This is a genomic window from Maribacter caenipelagi, from assembly GCF_004364175.1.
GTDB lineage: Bacteria > Bacteroidota > Bacteroidia > Flavobacteriales > Flavobacteriaceae > Maribacter > Maribacter caenipelagi.
The window spans coordinates 435,106-451,352 of record NZ_SNZW01000011.1; the positions used below are offsets into that span (position 1 = coordinate 435,106).

Below are 16,247 nucleotides of genomic sequence, written 5' to 3' on the forward strand. Positions count from 1 at the left end.
ATCGATCAGCACCTTGCTTTTAACCGTTAATAGATAAAATAAAGAACTTCAACAATTAATAATTAAAAGTCTTTTTATTAGCTTTTTCTTTGAACTTGGGAGCAAAATTTCACTCTCTCAAAAAAAGTTTAATGGATTCTGAAAATTCTAAGAAAGTACTTTTAATTTGTGAAGGAACATATCCCTTCAATACAGGGGGCGTTTCCACTTGGGCAAACGACCTTTGTACTCAAATTAAGGATACGGACTTTGTAATCTACTCTATAAATGCCAATGTAGAAGTACGCACAAAGTACCCAATTGGCGATAATGTAAAAGATATTATTCAGGTACCTATGTGGTCTCCTGAGGAACCTTTAGACTGTGTAGATTACGATATTAAGTACTCGGATATATTACAAAAAAAAGAGCGAACATCACCTAATGTAATTACAGCTCAATTTAAAAGCAATTTTCATTTATTTATTAATGAACTATACAAGCAGGAAACAAATATATCTATTCTAAATAACTGTTTTTATCAGATGTGGTCTTACTTCCAAGAGTACGATTATAAGGCTACCATGTGCAGTAATATCATTTGGGAAACGTTTTGTGATGCTATAAAAGAATCTTTGCCTGAACATGAGTTAAGTGAGGTGACTCTGGAAGATATTACCATTGGCTTAAGATGGATTTATAGGTTCTTAATACCTATGGCGGTCAAAGTACCAAAGGTAAATATTAGTCATGTAACCATTTCTGGAGTAGCGGTTATACCAGCGCTAGCATTAAAGTATCAATATAATACCCCCATTTTAGTTACTGAACATGGCGTTTTTATTAGAGAAAGATTATTGGCTATAAGCTCTAGTGATTATTCTTATTTTTTAAAAGATATGCTTATTAAGTTTTCTGAAGGAATTACCAAATTGGTGTATCAGAATGCTACGAGGATTACCACTGTTAGTAAGTTTAACATGTCTTGGGAAACATATTACGGTGCAGATTACAATAAAATAGAAGTTATTTACAATGGAGTGGACCATAACAAATTTAAGCCTATACCAAAACCAGAGCACTTAAAAGATGTGCCTACTGTTGTAGCGGCCGCAAGAATTTTTGATTTAAAGGATATTATTACTATGATCAAAACTTGTCATGAGGTTAGAAAACAAATACCTAATGTTCAGTTTTTGATTTATGGCAATAAAGATGCTGTGCCAGAATACACAGAAAAATGTGAAGCCCTTATTGTAGAGCTAGATTTAGCTAAGAACTTTTTCCTCAAAGGTTTTCATAATACGCCTCAAGAACTTTTTGCTGAAGGCGATATTTCTATATTAACATCTATCTCAGAAGGTTTTCCTTATACAGTAATAGAATCTATGAGTTGTGGGATTCCTGTAGTATCTACAGATGTTGGAGGGGTCTCTGAAGCTTTAGATGCTAATTGCGGATTTATTTGTAAACCAAAAGATTATGAAGAAATTGCGCAAAAAGTGGTGACCTTATTAAACGACAAGACGTTAAGAGAACAGATGGCAATAAATTCTAGAAAAAAGGTTGTTGAAAATTTTACTCTAGGAAATTTTGTAAATGCTTTTGAGAAAACATACAATGAACTTAACGCAATAATGGTGCAGCCTCAAGACAATTTTAATAAATCTAATTCTACACTTTTATCTTTAGTATAGCATGCCTATAAATAGCCAAAACATAAAGGATGTAGAAATGCAGGTTATAGATAAAGTGGGTAACCCTGTAAATGTCATGGTGGTAAAAGCCGCCTTAGAGTCCATGGGGATTAGGGAAAAAGATGTTATAGTAGATTATGGCTATTACACGCTTATGGAATTAGCAAAGCTTGTTTACAAAAGTATAAAACAAAGAAGCCCTAAGGAAGTTTTAAATATAAATGAGCGAAAGCCTAAAAATTTAAATAAATCTATACCTATTTCAGATTATTTGTGGGTAAAGGCAAAGTTGTTTGCCAAATATTACCCTTTAGGTATTTTTCACTTAATGCCAGTTTTTATTCAAATAGCAAGTATTATAGTCTATGGTTATTCTTTATGGACTTATATGGGCTTTAATATTATACAATCTACCTCTGTGGTATTTGGTGTAATTCTCGGTATAGTTTTATCTGGTGGTTATGTTCAAATGCTTGGTAGGCAGGCTTCCTTTTATTGGAATCATAAAGAGTATTATAAAACTAAAATTCTGACAAAAAGGTTGGTTATATCTGGTATTAAAGGTATGACTGCTGTTTTTGCTTTCCTGTTAATTGTTAATTATGTACTAGGTACTTACCCAACTAGTTTCGTGCTTGTAACTATTTGCTATGGATTTTTAATCGGCTTATTATTATTGGTTATGGCACCTTATCATGCAATAAGCCAACGCTGGGTAATTTCTGTTGTTATTGCGGTGTCCTCGTTATTTGCATTAATGCTTCACTTCTATACTTCTTTCCATATTTATATAACGCAATGGCTTAGTATTTTATTGGCCATAAGTCTTTCGCAATTGTACCTTTACCTATTTTTTAAATTAAAAATCACAAAGGATAAACCAGAAAATCTAAAGCCAAGACAGTTAATGGTTATATATAAAAACTATCCTTATTTCTTTTACGGAATACTGATTTACATATTTATTTTTATTGATCGTTTTTTGGCTTGGTCTGCAGATATAGAGCTAAACTATAGGTATTTATTTCTCTATGAAAAAAGTTATGAAATAGGAATGGATTTAGCTATTGTCGTATTCTTTATTCTAGTAGGGGTTATGGAATATGCTATCGCTTCGTTTACCAAATTTATGGACTTAAAACAGAGAAGTATAATGATTGTTGACAAGCATAATTTTGGTAAAAGTCTATATAAAAATTATAAAAATCACGTATTAATACTATTTGTTATGTTGCTGCTTGTTGGTATGTTTTTGTATTGTTTTATTATAAATTCATGGGGTTATCAAACTAGTTTTGGAGAACAAATAGATGTTTTAAGTATTAGAGTGTGTGTTATTGGTGGTCTAGGATATTTCTTTTTGTCTTGGGCCATGCTAAATGCACTTTACCTTTTTACCTTAAATAGACCAAATGAAGTGTTAAAAGCTTTAATTGTATCGAGTATAATCAATTTTACAATCGGATTTTTTATAAGTAGGTGGGTTAGCTATGAGTATAGTGTAGTGGGTATGTTAATTGGTTCTGTGGTATTTATGGTATACACAACTAACCATATAAAGGCATATTTTAAACAATTAGATTTCTATTATTATGCAGCTTATTAGTATTCTATTACTGTGGGTGCCTTTTATTAATGCATCATCTTTAAAAACAAAAGTTAAGGCAGAACATGACAAGTTTATCGTTTGTTATGGCAAATTAAATCCTAAGAATATTAGAGGTTATTCTATGGTAATACTAGAGCCTGAACATTATAATACTGAGGATATCGAAGTGTTTAAACAAAATAACACCAAAGTAGTAGCTTATATAAGCTTAACAGAAATAAATAAAAATTCAAAGTATTACGAAAGCCTGCTTCCATATGTTTTTGGTGGTAATCAAGTGTGGGGTAGTTGTTATATTAATATAAGAGAAAAAAAGGCAAGGCAAGTAGTGGCTGGTATGGCTAATGATATTTTAAGCAAAGGGTTTAATGGTTTGTTTTTAGATAATTTAGATAATGTATCTGAATGGGGCAAATTAAAAGGTGCTGAAAACGAATTAGTTTGTATGATTAGACATCTTAAGAAAAATAATAATGACCTTTTTTTAGTTCAAAATTCTGGTTTTTTCCTTAATGATAAGTTGGTAAATAGTACGGATGCCGTTTTGCTCGAGTCTCTTTTTAGCCTGTATGATTTTACTACAAACACCTATGGTTACAGAGATGAAAAAAGCTTAAAGATTATGCAGAAACGCATAAAAGAAACGCTATCTAAGACATCAAAAGAAGTGTATGTGATGGAATACGCAAATACTCCTAAAATGAAAAGGGTAATTGCCAAGAAGCTACAAAAATTGGGTGTACCATATTATATCAGTAATATAAATTTACAAGAGGTTACTAATGATTAATATTTTTAACATAGATGTTGTTTTATTGGGACCATTTAGATTAATGGTGATAGTGCTTTGCTTTTTCTTTCTACACCAAGTTGTTACAAGACAAAAGCTTAGAAACTATAATCTAGATTATGTTATTAAACGTGGTGCTTTAGCAGGAAGTTTTACACTAGTGTTATTGTTTATTTTGATATTAATTAAAGTTTATGATTCCCTTGCTATCCTTATTTTATCGCTATTATTTTTTATATGGCAATACCTAGAAATTAGAAAAATACATAAGGTTAATGGTACATTGGCAAAAAAAAGGGTTGCAACTTTAATTCAAGTTTTTCGTTTCGTAGAAAAAAAATGGAGTTATAAGAAGATTTTAAAGAATTTAAAAGAGGTGCTTCTTCCTAAAAGGATAAATTATGTATTGTTTGCATCTGTATTCTGTGCATTTGCTACCATGTTTTCTAGATATCAATTTCTGAAAAACGACTTGTGGGTACTTTCTGGGTTGTGGCTAAATAAATTAAATGCCGTAAAGCTTATAAATAATAACAAATGGTTTAGTGATAATCTAGCTGTTCCAGGAGAACAAATTGCTGTTAATTTTTATTCCAAAATATTAAATATAAGCGAAGAAATGGCACTTCATTCATTTGGCTTGTTAGAGACTTTCGCATTGTCTATGGTCTTGTATTGGGTTATTATGCAATTATCGAAATCTAAGTTTACTGCGCCGTCTATAGCTTTGCTGATTTTTGGTTTTTTCTATAGATTTTTGCCAATGAATATCAATTTGTTGTTGGAGCACAATCCAGTTTATTTAGCTCTTTGTTTTGTATTTCCAGCTACTATTTTCACATTAAAACCAAAGTTGTTAACCACTAATAAAAAAAGGTTTTTATTCTTTTTGACAGTATTATATTTTGCAACTGCACTAACAAATCTCTTTGTGTTGGTTTGGCTCTTGCCTATATTTTTTGTGGTATCCTATTTTACTTGTAGTCGTAATAATGTAAGCTATGTTAGATGGAGTGTTTTGGCTTATCTTATTGCAATTGGTGTATTGTTTGTGCTTTATATTACTATGGGGTGGGTGGCTAACAAGCCTTTAATAAACATCTTGAGAGAAAATTTAATTATAGTAGATATTTATACTTATTTTCCTCACTTGATAGTGTCCTTACCCGTGGTATTAAGTTTTTATACGCTACAAGGTATTATTGTATTTGCTTTAGTTGTTCCGCTATATATTAAAAATAATAAAAAATGGGAGGCATTACTTATCTATGCCCTTGTTTTCAATGCATTTTTATTGCTAAGATATATTCAATGGGAGTGGATCGATATGGATATGTTTTATCAAGTATTAACCCCAATAATCATTATTAATTTTGGGATTCTTCTTGCAGTAATACGGGAGTATTTAAAATTTTTATTACCAAGAAATAAGCGAGTTAGAAATTTAATTACGCCTATTGCTTGTATTTTTTTAGTAGTTTTTGCAATAAAATATAACGGTTTTATTTCTAAAGAATTTGAACAAAAAGAACCGTTAAAAACAGGGGTTTTAATGGCGTATAATGAATTGTCCAATAAATATCTTCCATTTTCTTATGCTGTAGTAAACGCTAATTATGGTTATAAAATTAGTAAAAGCGAACATAGTTTTATTGCTTATGATTTGTTTGTGAGAAATTATCTAAAAAGTGATTTACACTATTGTAACTATAAAGATGATGAAGAATATATAAGAGAACATCCCGAAGTGGTTTTACCAAGTAATGTTTTTGTTTTTGTCACGAAAAAAGAAACTGTTGGCAGATCAGAATTTATAAATACGCCGAAACGATTAAAGCAACCTATAGCAGATGTGCTGGCTACACTTAAAAAAAGAGGTAGGAAGATTACTGTTTTCTACCAAGATAAAGGATTAACAGTGTATCAAATAGTCAATAAAGAAAATGCCTCCAAGATGGATGAGCTCATTTTTAGTTTATGAATAAAAGGTTTTTTTTAAAATTTTTAAAGTACAGTTTATTGGCGCTTTTTTTAGTTGGTTGTCAAAATGACTTATATAGGTTTAATTCTAAGTTTAACTTGCCTAAAATAAGTTCAGAGTCTCCTATTGTTCTATTAGTAATTGATACTAAAGTACACTCTAATGTTCTAGAAATTGAAAATTTAAAGAAAACACTAGAGTACACTAAAATACCATATGCATCCAATGTAGTAGACGGTTTTAACCTAAATCCAAAAATTCCAAATAGTATAAAAGTATTAAGCTTACAACAAACTATTGGCTTGACAGATACTAGTATTGATAGTATCACTGATTTTGTTGCTAAAGGTGGTACATTGCATATTCCTAAAACGGTTAGAGACCCAAGAATGGCTTTTTTAATGGGTTTAAAACCTGAAGCTAAATTGGAAACTAACACTACTGCCAAAGGCTTTTATTTTAATAAACCTGTTTTTCCTGATAAAACGGGTTTAGTACACGACTATTTAGACCCATTTATTGGTCTAGATAAAAGTAACTTTAAAGATAATATTCATGTTTTAGTTTCTGCTGCAAATGATAATGATTATCCAGTTTTATTAGAAAATAAGGTTGGTGAGGGTAGGGTTATCTTAATAAACACTTCCTTCAACCTATTAAAAAACATGCGTGGCTTTTTGTTTTCTAGTCTAATATATGGTTTGGAGGGGGTGCCTTACCCAGTTGCAAATGTGACCACAATTTTTTTAGATGATTACCCATCTCCAACATATAATATTTATAAAGAACCCATTAAATCCGAAATGGATTTAAGTATTTCTGATTATGTGAAAGATGTTTGGTGGCCAGACATGAAAAAACTGGCTAAAAGACATAGAATGAAGTATACTGCCTATGTAACCTTCGATTATAATAGTAATGTTTACCCACCGTTCGGGTTTTTGGAATGGGATCAGAATAGAATAATGACCAATGAAGGGGAGGAAAGTAGCAGTGGTTGGTTAGGTAAGAATATTTTAAATAGTGGTCATGAATTAGGTTTTCACGGTTACAATCACGTATCACTATTAAAGGATGATTGGAAAAACCCAAATTATATTCTTACAGCCTTAAATGCTGCTGAAAAAAAATGGAAGGTGCTAGGATTTGAAAACTTACCTATTTCTTATGTGCCACCAAGTAATTATATAGATAGTGTTGGATTACAGAAATTGCATGAAGGTATGCCATCATTACGTTTTATGCAAAGTACTTATTTAGGTAAAGTTAGTGAAGGTGGTGGAAGAGAATTTGATCCCGATCCACTTAATAATCACTTTTTTGATTACCCAAGAATTAGTAGTGGTTATAATATTGAGGCGGCTTCTGAATGGGCTATAGAATCTATGTATATCTATACAGGGATTTGGACACACTTTGTGCACCCCGATGATGTTTATCAAATTTCAGATGAATCTAATGCAGCAACAAGTGGACATTTCGAATTTAGAAATAAACATAATCTAAACTGGTACTCTTCATCATCGGAAAAAGGATTGCTAGAGGTTTTTGAAGATTATTTAGTTGATTATAAAGCGAGACACCCTTTTACTCGTTTTTTAAATGCCACAGATGGATCAAATGAAACTATTAACTGGCGTTATGCTGAATATTTCCATACCATTCAAGAAAATATATATGAGGTCGAAAGTTTTAACAGTAGAAATAAACATGGATTGTACTATTGGTTAATGTATATTGATAATGTAAATGATCAGAAAATTAGTGATTTGTTATACGAGCAAAATATAAGATATAAAAAGGTGCCGTATTTAGATGGATACCTTTTCTCTTTGGAAACTAAAAACCCTTCGCTGGCGGTGTTAAATTTGAATCCAACTCAACAAAATAATGTCACTAATATAATAGCAAAAGTAAACAAAGAAAGAGATATTTTTTATGATTTACAGGCTTCCTTAATGTCTTTTGATGATCGGTTAAAAAGATATGTGGCTAATGATAATTTACCTCAGGCAACACGGTTAATAGAAAATTATCTAAAGGTTAACCCTATGGCAAGTAGTCAAATATTAAAGGATTATGCTCAATACATGGTTTGGCAAGGTAAAGAAGATTTGTTTTGGAAAACATTAGATACTTATTATCAAAAAAATTCAAATGAAAGAATTGCATTTTTAGCTCATGATCTAAACCTTATTGTAGGCTATCCTACTACTGAAGTAAGGCGTTTGTGGATGACTAGGCAACTAAAACATAATACAACTAATGTAGTATGTTTAAAAGAATATTATAATCATTTTAATACGCTAGATAATAGTGAAAATATTTCTAAAGTATTAAAGAAGTTATCGGAATTGTCCCCTACTTCTGAAAATACCAAGCGTTACTTGGAGCACTTAATCTATTCCAAGGCGAATAATATAATAGAGGAATTAAACCAAATAGAACTATGTAGCATTTACGATAAAGAATTAGCTACTAGTATTGCATGGACTTACGCAGATGCTTTAATTTTTGAAAAAGCGTTACAATGGGAGAAGTGCAGTTTAGAAATTTCGAATGAAACTATAGAGTATTGGACCGTAAATTCTAAAGATTTTATAAAATATAAGTATTCTAATTTCTCATATTACATTGGTTTATTACTAGCGAATGATGAGAGGAAAGCTAGTCAAGAGCTTAGAGGTGTTCCGGCATGTAGAGAAGATTTAGTAAAATATGCTAATAAAATTACGAAGGTTTTTGGCCACTTGGAAAACTATAGGATCGCTGTGGCTTGGTCTAAATGTGCTACAGAAATAAATGTTAAAAATAAAATGACCTGGCTTTTTGAATTGGGTCAGATGCAAAGCCTTATCAACTACTATAATGACTATATACAAGAACATAGCAACGACAATGAGATAAAAAATTACATGTCCACCTTATATCTGTATGATGGCAAAATAACAGAGGCTATTAGAATTGCATTTTCTATTCCCCCTCAGGAAGTTGATCCAAAATTAATACTGGCAATAAATAACGAAGTCAAAGAGATGGAATTAAAACAACAATTAGAAATCTCTAAACTGTATTTGGATATATTGGATCCATCTACGGTGTTGTTAATAGAAAAAAACAAAAGACAGTTTCAGGGTGCTAGTTTGGGGGCGGATTATAATAGTATTAATGATAAACTCGACCCTACAATGTCCTCCTTTAATGGGTATTATGAGTTTTACAATCAAAAAGGAAATGTGCATAGATTCTCTTTTTCACAATCTTCCATGTATACAATTAATGTAAAACCCAGATTTGCTAGTAATGTAAATAAAGATTTAATTAGCTTGGGTTATAGGTATAAATTAAAACCAGGAGAGAATAACAATTACCTATTTAAAGGGCGAATAGAGAAAGACAACGATAATGAACTTTATTTTCAAGCAGGTATTGGGTATAACAAAACTAAAGGAAAGAATTATTCTGCCTATCAAGTGGATATTTTTCCGGTACAATCGGGACCTGGTTATGAGCTAAATATTTATAGAACTCTGTTGAATGTGTATAAAGAAATACCACTAAGTACTTTGTTCAAACAAATATTAGCATTGGAGGCAACTTATTACACAGATTCAGGGGCAGATGCAACTTTTGTTGGAAGGTATGAGTATAACTTGGTAAATACTAAAAAGTTAAAATTGAATCCTTATATTGAAGGTGCTATTGGTAGAGGTACACTAAATCGTCGTTCTGGTTACCCATATTGGATGGCTGAAGAGCGAATGTTCGGCGGTGCTGGTATATTATTTACGATAGGAAATAGCACTTCTAAAATTAAGTTGATAGCAGATTTCAGCCTCTTTGCAGAGGATAAAAGAGCGGATTTTGAAAGGTATACAGGCTCGGTCATCTACCGATTTACAGATTATTTTACTTTTAATGGAGCATATGAATTTTATACTATAGATAATTTTTATTCCAATGTTTTTCAACTAGGTATTAATTATAAGTTTGAATAATACCGAACCATAAGAAATTTTTCTAATACATTTACTGCATAATTTTTTTTAGAAATATCAGTTATGGTTATTGATGTTGAAATTTACGTTGTAAAGAAAAATCTTTTACACGCATTTTTGGCTATTTTATTTTTTGAGACATGACTGTGAGAAAAACACATTGGTTCTGGAATCTTTTGGTAGTGATAACTTTTATAGTTTGTTTGTCTGCACTAACCCTTCACTATAAAAATTGGTTAAGTGTTAAATCAAATCAAATACAAATATATTCTGGTTTTTATTCTGCCAAAATATCATATTCTAAAATAGATAGTTTGAAATTAGTGTCTAGAATTCCACCTATGGATAGGTTGCATGGTTTTTCTGCTTTAGAAAAAGAAAAGGGTGTTTTTAGAGAGTTTAAAGATTCATTGACAGATAAGAAGGTGCATGTGTTCGTAGATAATATCAATCAGAATAAAATAAAGTTGGTTTATAAAGATTCGAGTTATGTATACTTTAACCTAAAAGATTCCGTTGAAACTATTCAATTATTTCAGAAACTTAGCGCTAATACAAGTGCTCTAAGTGAGCCCAATTAGAACAGTGTAAACTAAAATTTAAAACATTGTTAAAGTATTAAAACCCTTTGGCATAACTATTGAAACTATTTTTGACTTTAAATAGCAAGCATGAATAAAAGGAATCTATTCGTATTATGTGTTATATTATTAATGTCTACCGGTCTTTTTGCACAACATAATCTTAGTTTGAATATTGACGGAGTATCATCTGAGAAAGGCAATATTTGTTTTGCTATTTACAATGATGAGGGTTCTTTTTTAAAGTTCGATAAAGTCTATAAATCTGGATCGGAGAAAGCTGTAAAGGGAAAAACAGCTGTTAATATCACAGATTTACCCGAAGGTGATTATGCTATTGCTATTTTTCATGACGTTAATGGCAATAAAAACTTAGATACCAACATGCTAGGTATTCCGAAAGAGCAAATTGCTTTTTCTAAAGGAAAAATGAAAATGTTCGGTCCGCCGAAATATAAGGAATGCGTATTTACAGTAAACTCTAATATGGAGATGAATATTAGATTAAATTAATAATAATTTAATAACTAGTAATTTTAATTACCCCATTTGCCCCTTGAGATCCATAACCTGCAGCATCTGCGCCAGATAGAATTTTAATTTTCTTTATATTATAACTATCTATCAGTTCGTTGACAGAATGAAACGAATTACCGATTACTTGATTATTTAAAACGTACAAGGGTTCTTGATTTCCGCCAGAGTCGAACGAGTTTGTGGTTTTATTTAAAATGGGAACATTGTTCTGTAGTACTATACCAGGTTTTTGTCTTATGCGTTGCAATAGAGAAATATTAGCTCTATTCTTTTCTCTTAATTCAGTATCTAAAGATAATCTGTCATTGCTTGTACTTTTTGCAGAACTACAACTACACAATAGAATTACTGCTATTAAAAAAAGAGATAGATACGTTTTCATTTTTATTCAATAATGGTTTCTGTAATTTATGAATTAAAATTAGATGACAGTATCTTTGAAATAAAAAATTATGGTATTAGTGGCAGAATTAGTTGGGGCTTTGTTAGGATTACTGGCAATTGTATTTGGTGCTTTTGGCGCGCATTTATTAAAGAAGACTTTTACTGCAGATCAATTGAATAGTTTTGAAACAGGAGTAAAATACCAAATGTATCACGCACTTTTAATATTGATGCTGAGCTTTAATCTGAATCTAGAAACTGGTCTTGAGAAAGCTATTATCTATTGTCTTATTTTTGGAACCATCCTGTTTTCTTTCAGTATCTACGGATTGTGTATTTCTGCATCCAAAGGAAATAAAATAAAAATCTTGGGTCCTATAACTCCTCTTGGTGGACTCTTTTTAGTAGCGGGGTGGGGGTTGTTATTCTATAATTTCATTAAAAATTTTATTTAATCTATTCTGCAGATGTAGCAGTAAATTCTTTAATTGCGGTATTCGGTTCCATAATGGCATACCCTTCCCAGAATGTTGGGTCGTATTTAGGCATATAAGTAGGCGATATGGTGTTGTTTTCTTTAAAACTATCAAATGTAGCTTGACTGATGTTTTCTGTCTCAAATACAATCATTTCATTTTTCTCTACACTGATAATCACAAAATCCATATTTCCAGATAGTTCGTTCTGCTTATTTCTACCTTTTACGATTTTATTCTTTTCAATAATTTTTAGTGGTCTTCTAACGCCAACCCTCATACCATTTTCCGATTCAAAATATCGTACACCATAGTAACCATCTTTTCCTTTGTTGTAAATTATTTTCCCTTTTGAAAGGTAGTTATTGGTTGAAATACCCAATAGGCTAAATTTACTCGTAGGTTTAACATTAGAGTAGTCCACTTGTATTATTGCAAAATCATCTGCATTAACGTATAAAGTGCCTTCAAAGTCTGCTGAACCATCAGGTTTAAACGAAATTACATATACTGGGTTATCGCCTAAAAAGGTAAACTCTTGAAGGATATAATTGTATTTTCTTTGCTTATTAATGAAATTGAGTTTGGAATCCTCTTGTGTCGGTAAACCACTAAATATTTTAGCTAGTTGATTTCTTTTCCAATTACCATAATTTTTTTGCTGCTCTTCTTTACTTTTCTTTTTCTCTTCAAGCTCTTTATTAACGGCTGCTACATCGGTAGAATCAACATCTTCTTCAAAAAGAGAGCTTACTTCATCAGAATCTATTTTGAATGACAATAAGCCAGATTTAATTTTAAAATAAGATCCTGGTTTTACATTTTTAATTAAAATATCGTTTAACCTTTCTTCGATTTTTTCATAATCAAATTCTGTGTTTTTGTCATACAACTTAGAGGCTTTCAGTAAATTAAACTTTTGCAGTTCTTCGTCATGATTACCATACAGGTCTCCTACGATTTCAGAATAATAACTATCATTTTTTGGAACAGTATAGATTATGCTATCAATAAATTGTTGATTCAATACATCTATAGAAGATTTTTTGACTTTAAAATCACTTTTCGTCCAATGGTCAAAATTTGATGTTCGGTGAAAAAGTCTTTTTTTTGATAGATCATTAGAATAGTTCTTGTTTAGATTATCCTCAACAAAATCCATTATCTCATCTGCAGTATAATTCTTGTTAGAAACGATAACTTCTCTTAATTCTATGGCTTTAGGTACTAGTAAAATTTTAGATGTAGTGAATTCAGAAATGGGTTTCGACAAAGTTTCATAACCCATTGAAGATATAATAAGGGAGTCAGATTCTTTGATTACCTGATCGAATATTAGATTAAAACTACCCTCTTCATTCGAAATGGCCCATTTATCTTTTAATTGAACTGAGGCAAAGGGTATGGGTTGTTTACTAACACTATCTATAACTATTGCACTTAAACTCTGTGCATTGACACTAAATAGGTTGAAAATTAGAAATGTAAAAAAAGCTAGAAGAGGTAATTTGGTGTTCATAGGTTCGATTATACTTATGCAATCTAGACGAACCAAAGTAAGTAACGTTACAATTTTAGAAACTGTTATGAGGGTTTTAAATAATTTTTAACAAAAATTCGAACCTTAATGGCAGCCACAACCATCTTGACCGCAAGACTTTGAACTATCTTTTTTGCTAGACCAAATAGATTTTGGGATAAAAAATTTAGTTACTATATAACCAACAGAAATAGCTAATGTGATGTAAACTAAGATATGTTGTATCATGTGTTTTTTATTTTAATAATTGATAAGCTATTAAAGCTACAATGTAAGCAAATAAGCTCATAAATACTAGCTGCCCTGCGGGCCATTTCCAAGAATTAGTCTCCCTTTTTACCACGGCCAATGTACTCATGCATTGCATTGCAAAAGCATAAAATAAAAGTAGAGAAACACCTGAAGCTAAATTAAATAACGGTTTTTGGGTTCTAGGGTTAACTTCTGCCGCCATTCTATTCTTTATAGTTTCTTCTTCATCATTTCCTACGCTGTAAATAGTTGCTAGCGTACCCACAAAAACTTCTCTAGCGGCGAATGAGGTAATAACGGCAATACCTATTTTCCAATCATAGCCTAAAGGTCTTACAATAGGTTCTATCGCTTTACCCATGTAACCCATATAAGAATGCTCTAATTTATACCCTGCTATTTCTTGTGCTAAAGCACGTTCTTCAAGTTCTTTTTGCTGGTCAGATGCGTTTGGGTCGTTAATATCCAAACCATCTTGATGTGTGTCAAAATAAATTTCACTACTAGCGCTGAAACCTTCTTGTTCTACGCGTTTAGTTACAATAGTCTCTGCGTTTTTGAATTCATCGGAGAATCCGTTAGAACCCAAAAACCATAGTATAATTGAAATTGCCAAGATTATTTTACCTGCCCCAAAAACAAAACTTTTGGTTTTTTCAAGAACGGTGTAACCAACGTTTTTGAGCAAAGGCAATTTGTAATTTGGCATTTCTACCACAAAGAAAGATTTGCTCTTGATTTTAAGTATTTTGTTCAAGATCACTGCCGATAGAATAGCGGCCCCAAAACCCATTAAATATAATGACATTAAGGTCAATGCTTTATAGCTCAAACCTAGAAAGCTGCCTTCGGGTATTACCAAGGCTATAATAATCAGGTATACCGGTAAACGCGCAGAGCAGGTGGTAAACGGAGTCACTAATATGGTAATTAATCTTTCCTTCCAGTTTTCAATGGTTCTGGTAGCCATTACTGCAGGTATAGCGCAAGCGGTACCCGATATTAACGGAACAACACTTTTACCACTTAATCCAAACGGTCGCATTATCCTATCCATCAAAAAAACAACCCTACTCATGTAGCCTGTTTCTTCTAACAAGGCTATGAATAGAAATAAGAAAGCTATTTGCGGTATGAAAATAACAATACCACCAATACCAGCTAGAATACCTTCTGCAATAAGATTGGTAAAAACCCCTGGCGGTAAAGTGTCTTTTACCCATTCTGTTGCCGATGCGAAGAAACCGTCAATTAAATCCATCGGGTATTCGCTCCACCCATAAATAGCTTGAAAAATAGTTAGCAGGATTAAAAAGAATATTAAGTAACCGAAGATCTTGTGGGTCAATACCTTATCTAAGGTAGCCCTAAATCCTTTTGCGGCATTTAAATCTACTTTATACGTTTCTTTTAAAATACCATTGATAAACTGGTATCTTAAAATCGTTTCTTTCTGTTGAAGACGTTTTAATTCTGACTTAGATTTGGTTGCAAACGAAGAGGCATCTTTAAACAGCGTCTTTTCAAGAGGCATAAAATTGACATCTTGTGTTATTACCAACCATAATTTGTACACATCTTCTTTAGGGAATGTGGTAGCAAGTTTTTCAAAATATTCTGGAGCAATTACAGAAATATCTACATTTTGCGTTTTTGGTAAATTCTTATAATCGGCTATTAACTCTCTAAGTTTGTTGATACCCGTTTCTTTACGGGTACTAACCAATGCAATTTTTGAGTTTAATTTTTTTTCTAATAATTCTATATCAATAGTAATACCCTTGCGAGACATACGGTCGGCCATGTTAATGACTAGTATGGCGGGTATTTTTAAATCTTTTATTTGCGTAAAAAGAAGAAGGTTTCTTTTTAGGTTCTCTACATCAGAAACTACAATGGCAACATCTGGGTGGTCTTTGTCATTTTTATTAAGCAGCAACTCGACTGCTACACTTTCATCTAACGAAGTGGTATTTAAACTATACGTACCAGGTAAATCCAAAATATGAGCTTTTACCCCTCGAGGAAGTTTACAAATTCCTTCTTTTTTCTCCACCGTTATCCCTGGGTAATTACCTACTTTCTGGTTTAAACCCGTAAGTTGATTAAAAACCGATGTTTTACCGGTGTTCGGGTTCCCGATAAGGGCTACATTGATTTGTTTGCTCATATAACCATATTATCTTCAATAATATCAAGAGCTATATGTAAGGCCATCTCTCTTCTAATGGCAATATGAGATCCGTTAACATTGATATAGATAGGGTCGTTTAGGGGAGCTACTTGCACCAATTCTATAACGTTGCCTGGCAAACAACCTAATTCTAGTAGCTTTATGGGCAGTAGATTTTCGGTGAATTCTTTAATAATTCCCTTTTGTCCTCTTTTTAAATGTGCGACCGTAGTTTCCAATCTTTATTTAG

Annotated in this window: 13 protein-coding genes; 8 read left to right on the forward strand and 5 right to left on the reverse strand. The window is 31.8% G+C overall.

Translation table 11 applies throughout. The features are described 5' to 3' along the window. Positions 1–131 precede the first annotated feature (131 nt). The 7 genes from pelF (at position 132) to DFQ03_RS02730 (ending at position 11,148) form a co-directional block, all read left to right on the forward strand. Positions 132–1,676, forward strand: coding sequence for a GT4 family glycosyltransferase PelF (gene pelF, locus DFQ03_RS02700; RefSeq protein WP_133671485.1), 1,545 nt, complete (start codon positions 132–134; stop codon positions 1,674–1,676). 1 nt (position 1,677) lies between these two features. After that, positions 1,678–3,282, forward strand: a complete 1,605-nt coding sequence (locus DFQ03_RS02705) for a hypothetical protein (RefSeq protein WP_133671486.1) — start codon at positions 1,678–1,680, stop codon at positions 3,280–3,282. Then, positions 3,269–4,075 carry an endo alpha-1,4 polygalactosaminidase gene (locus tag DFQ03_RS02710; protein ID WP_133671487.1) on the forward strand — a complete coding sequence of 269 codons (807 nt, stop codon included), beginning with the start codon at positions 3,269–3,271 and terminating at the stop codon, positions 4,073–4,075. The genes DFQ03_RS02705 and DFQ03_RS02710 overlap by 14 nt, the downstream gene beginning before the upstream one ends. Beyond that, positions 4,068–6,056, forward strand: coding sequence for a hypothetical protein (locus tag DFQ03_RS02715; RefSeq protein ID WP_133671488.1), 1,989 nt, complete (start codon positions 4,068–4,070; stop codon positions 6,054–6,056). Before DFQ03_RS02710 ends, DFQ03_RS02715 begins: the two co-directional genes overlap by 8 nt. Next, the gene (locus DFQ03_RS02720) at positions 6,053–10,054 is read left to right on the forward strand and encodes a DUF2194 domain-containing protein (RefSeq protein WP_133671489.1); all 4,002 of its coding nucleotides are present in this window, start codon (positions 6,053–6,055) and stop codon (positions 10,052–10,054) included. The genes DFQ03_RS02715 and DFQ03_RS02720 overlap by 4 nt, the downstream gene beginning before the upstream one ends. Positions 10,055–10,194: 140 nt before the next feature. Then, positions 10,195–10,635: a hypothetical protein gene (locus tag DFQ03_RS02725; protein WP_133671490.1), complete on the forward strand. Its 441-nt coding sequence runs from the start codon at positions 10,195–10,197 to the stop codon at positions 10,633–10,635. A gap of 90 nt (positions 10,636–10,725) precedes the next feature. Beyond that, positions 10,726–11,148 carry a DUF2141 domain-containing protein gene (locus DFQ03_RS02730; protein WP_243834399.1) on the forward strand — a complete coding sequence of 141 codons (423 nt, stop codon included), beginning with the start codon at positions 10,726–10,728 and terminating at the stop codon, positions 11,146–11,148. Positions 11,149–11,155: 7 nt separating this feature from the next. Here the strand turns inward: DFQ03_RS02730 and DFQ03_RS02735 are convergent, their stop codons facing one another. After that, complete coding sequence (locus DFQ03_RS02735) at positions 11,156–11,554, reverse strand: TonB-dependent receptor (RefSeq protein WP_133671491.1); 399 nt, start codon at positions 11,552–11,554, stop codon at positions 11,156–11,158. Positions 11,555–11,624: 70 nt separating this feature from the next. On the opposite strand from DFQ03_RS02735, the gene DFQ03_RS02740 reads away from it, so the two are divergent. Beyond that, positions 11,625–12,011: a DUF423 domain-containing protein gene (locus DFQ03_RS02740; RefSeq protein ID WP_133671492.1), complete on the forward strand. Its 387-nt coding sequence runs from the start codon at positions 11,625–11,627 to the stop codon at positions 12,009–12,011. Between the two features lies 1 nt (position 12,012). On the opposite strand, the gene DFQ03_RS02745 is transcribed toward DFQ03_RS02740, so the two are convergent. From DFQ03_RS02745 to DFQ03_RS02755, 4 genes are all read right to left on the reverse strand, one after another. Further along, the gene (locus DFQ03_RS02745) at positions 12,013–13,551 is read right to left on the reverse strand and encodes a carboxypeptidase-like regulatory domain-containing protein (protein ID WP_133671493.1); all 1,539 of its coding nucleotides are present in this window, start codon (positions 13,549–13,551) and stop codon (positions 12,013–12,015) included. Between the two features lie 105 nt (positions 13,552–13,656). Then, a complete protein-coding gene (locus DFQ03_RS18740; protein ID WP_166637424.1) occupies positions 13,657–13,800 on the reverse strand; it encodes a hypothetical protein in 144 nt (47 codons plus the stop codon). A 7-nt stretch (positions 13,801–13,807) separates the two neighbouring features. Beyond that, positions 13,808–15,994 carry a ferrous iron transport protein B gene (gene feoB / locus DFQ03_RS02750; RefSeq protein WP_133671494.1) on the reverse strand — a complete coding sequence of 729 codons (2,187 nt, stop codon included), beginning with the start codon at positions 15,992–15,994 and terminating at the stop codon, positions 13,808–13,810. Next, on the reverse strand, positions 15,991–16,236 hold the full coding sequence (locus DFQ03_RS02755; protein WP_133671495.1) for a FeoA family protein: 246 nt from the start codon (positions 16,234–16,236) through the stop codon (positions 15,991–15,993). Before DFQ03_RS02755 ends, feoB begins: the two co-directional genes overlap by 4 nt. Positions 16,237–16,247: the final 11 nt, after the last annotated feature.

Excerpts from the sequence above, each read along its gene's own strand:
- DFQ03_RS02740 (WP_133671492.1), top strand. The coding sequence starts at position 11,625 with ATGGTATTAGTGGCAGAATTAGTTGGGGCTTTGTTAGGATTACTGGCA.
- DFQ03_RS02725 (WP_133671490.1), top strand. The coding sequence starts at position 10,195 with ATGACTGTGAGAAAAACACATTGGTTCTGGAATCTTTTGGTAGTGATA.
- DFQ03_RS18740 (WP_166637424.1), bottom strand. The coding sequence starts at position 13,800 with ATGATACAACATATCTTAGTTTACATCACATTAGCTATTTCTGTTGGT.
- DFQ03_RS02730 (WP_243834399.1), top strand. The coding sequence starts at position 10,726 with ATGAATAAAAGGAATCTATTCGTATTATGTGTTATATTATTAATGTCT.
- DFQ03_RS02745 (WP_133671493.1), bottom strand. The coding sequence starts at position 13,551 with ATGAACACCAAATTACCTCTTCTAGCTTTTTTTACATTTCTAATTTTC.
- pelF (WP_133671485.1), top strand. The coding sequence starts at position 132 with ATGGATTCTGAAAATTCTAAGAAAGTACTTTTAATTTGTGAAGGAACA.
- DFQ03_RS02710 (WP_133671487.1), top strand. The coding sequence starts at position 3,269 with ATGCAGCTTATTAGTATTCTATTACTGTGGGTGCCTTTTATTAATGCA.
- DFQ03_RS02705 (WP_133671486.1), top strand. The coding sequence starts at position 1,678 with ATGCCTATAAATAGCCAAAACATAAAGGATGTAGAAATGCAGGTTATA.
- DFQ03_RS02735 (WP_133671491.1), bottom strand. The coding sequence starts at position 11,554 with ATGAAAACGTATCTATCTCTTTTTTTAATAGCAGTAATTCTATTGTGT.
- DFQ03_RS02720 (WP_133671489.1), top strand. The coding sequence starts at position 6,053 with ATGAATAAAAGGTTTTTTTTAAAATTTTTAAAGTACAGTTTATTGGCG.
- feoB (WP_133671494.1), bottom strand. The coding sequence starts at position 15,994 with ATGAGCAAACAAATCAATGTAGCCCTTATCGGGAACCCGAACACCGGT.
- DFQ03_RS02715 (WP_133671488.1), top strand. The coding sequence starts at position 4,068 with ATGATTAATATTTTTAACATAGATGTTGTTTTATTGGGACCATTTAGA.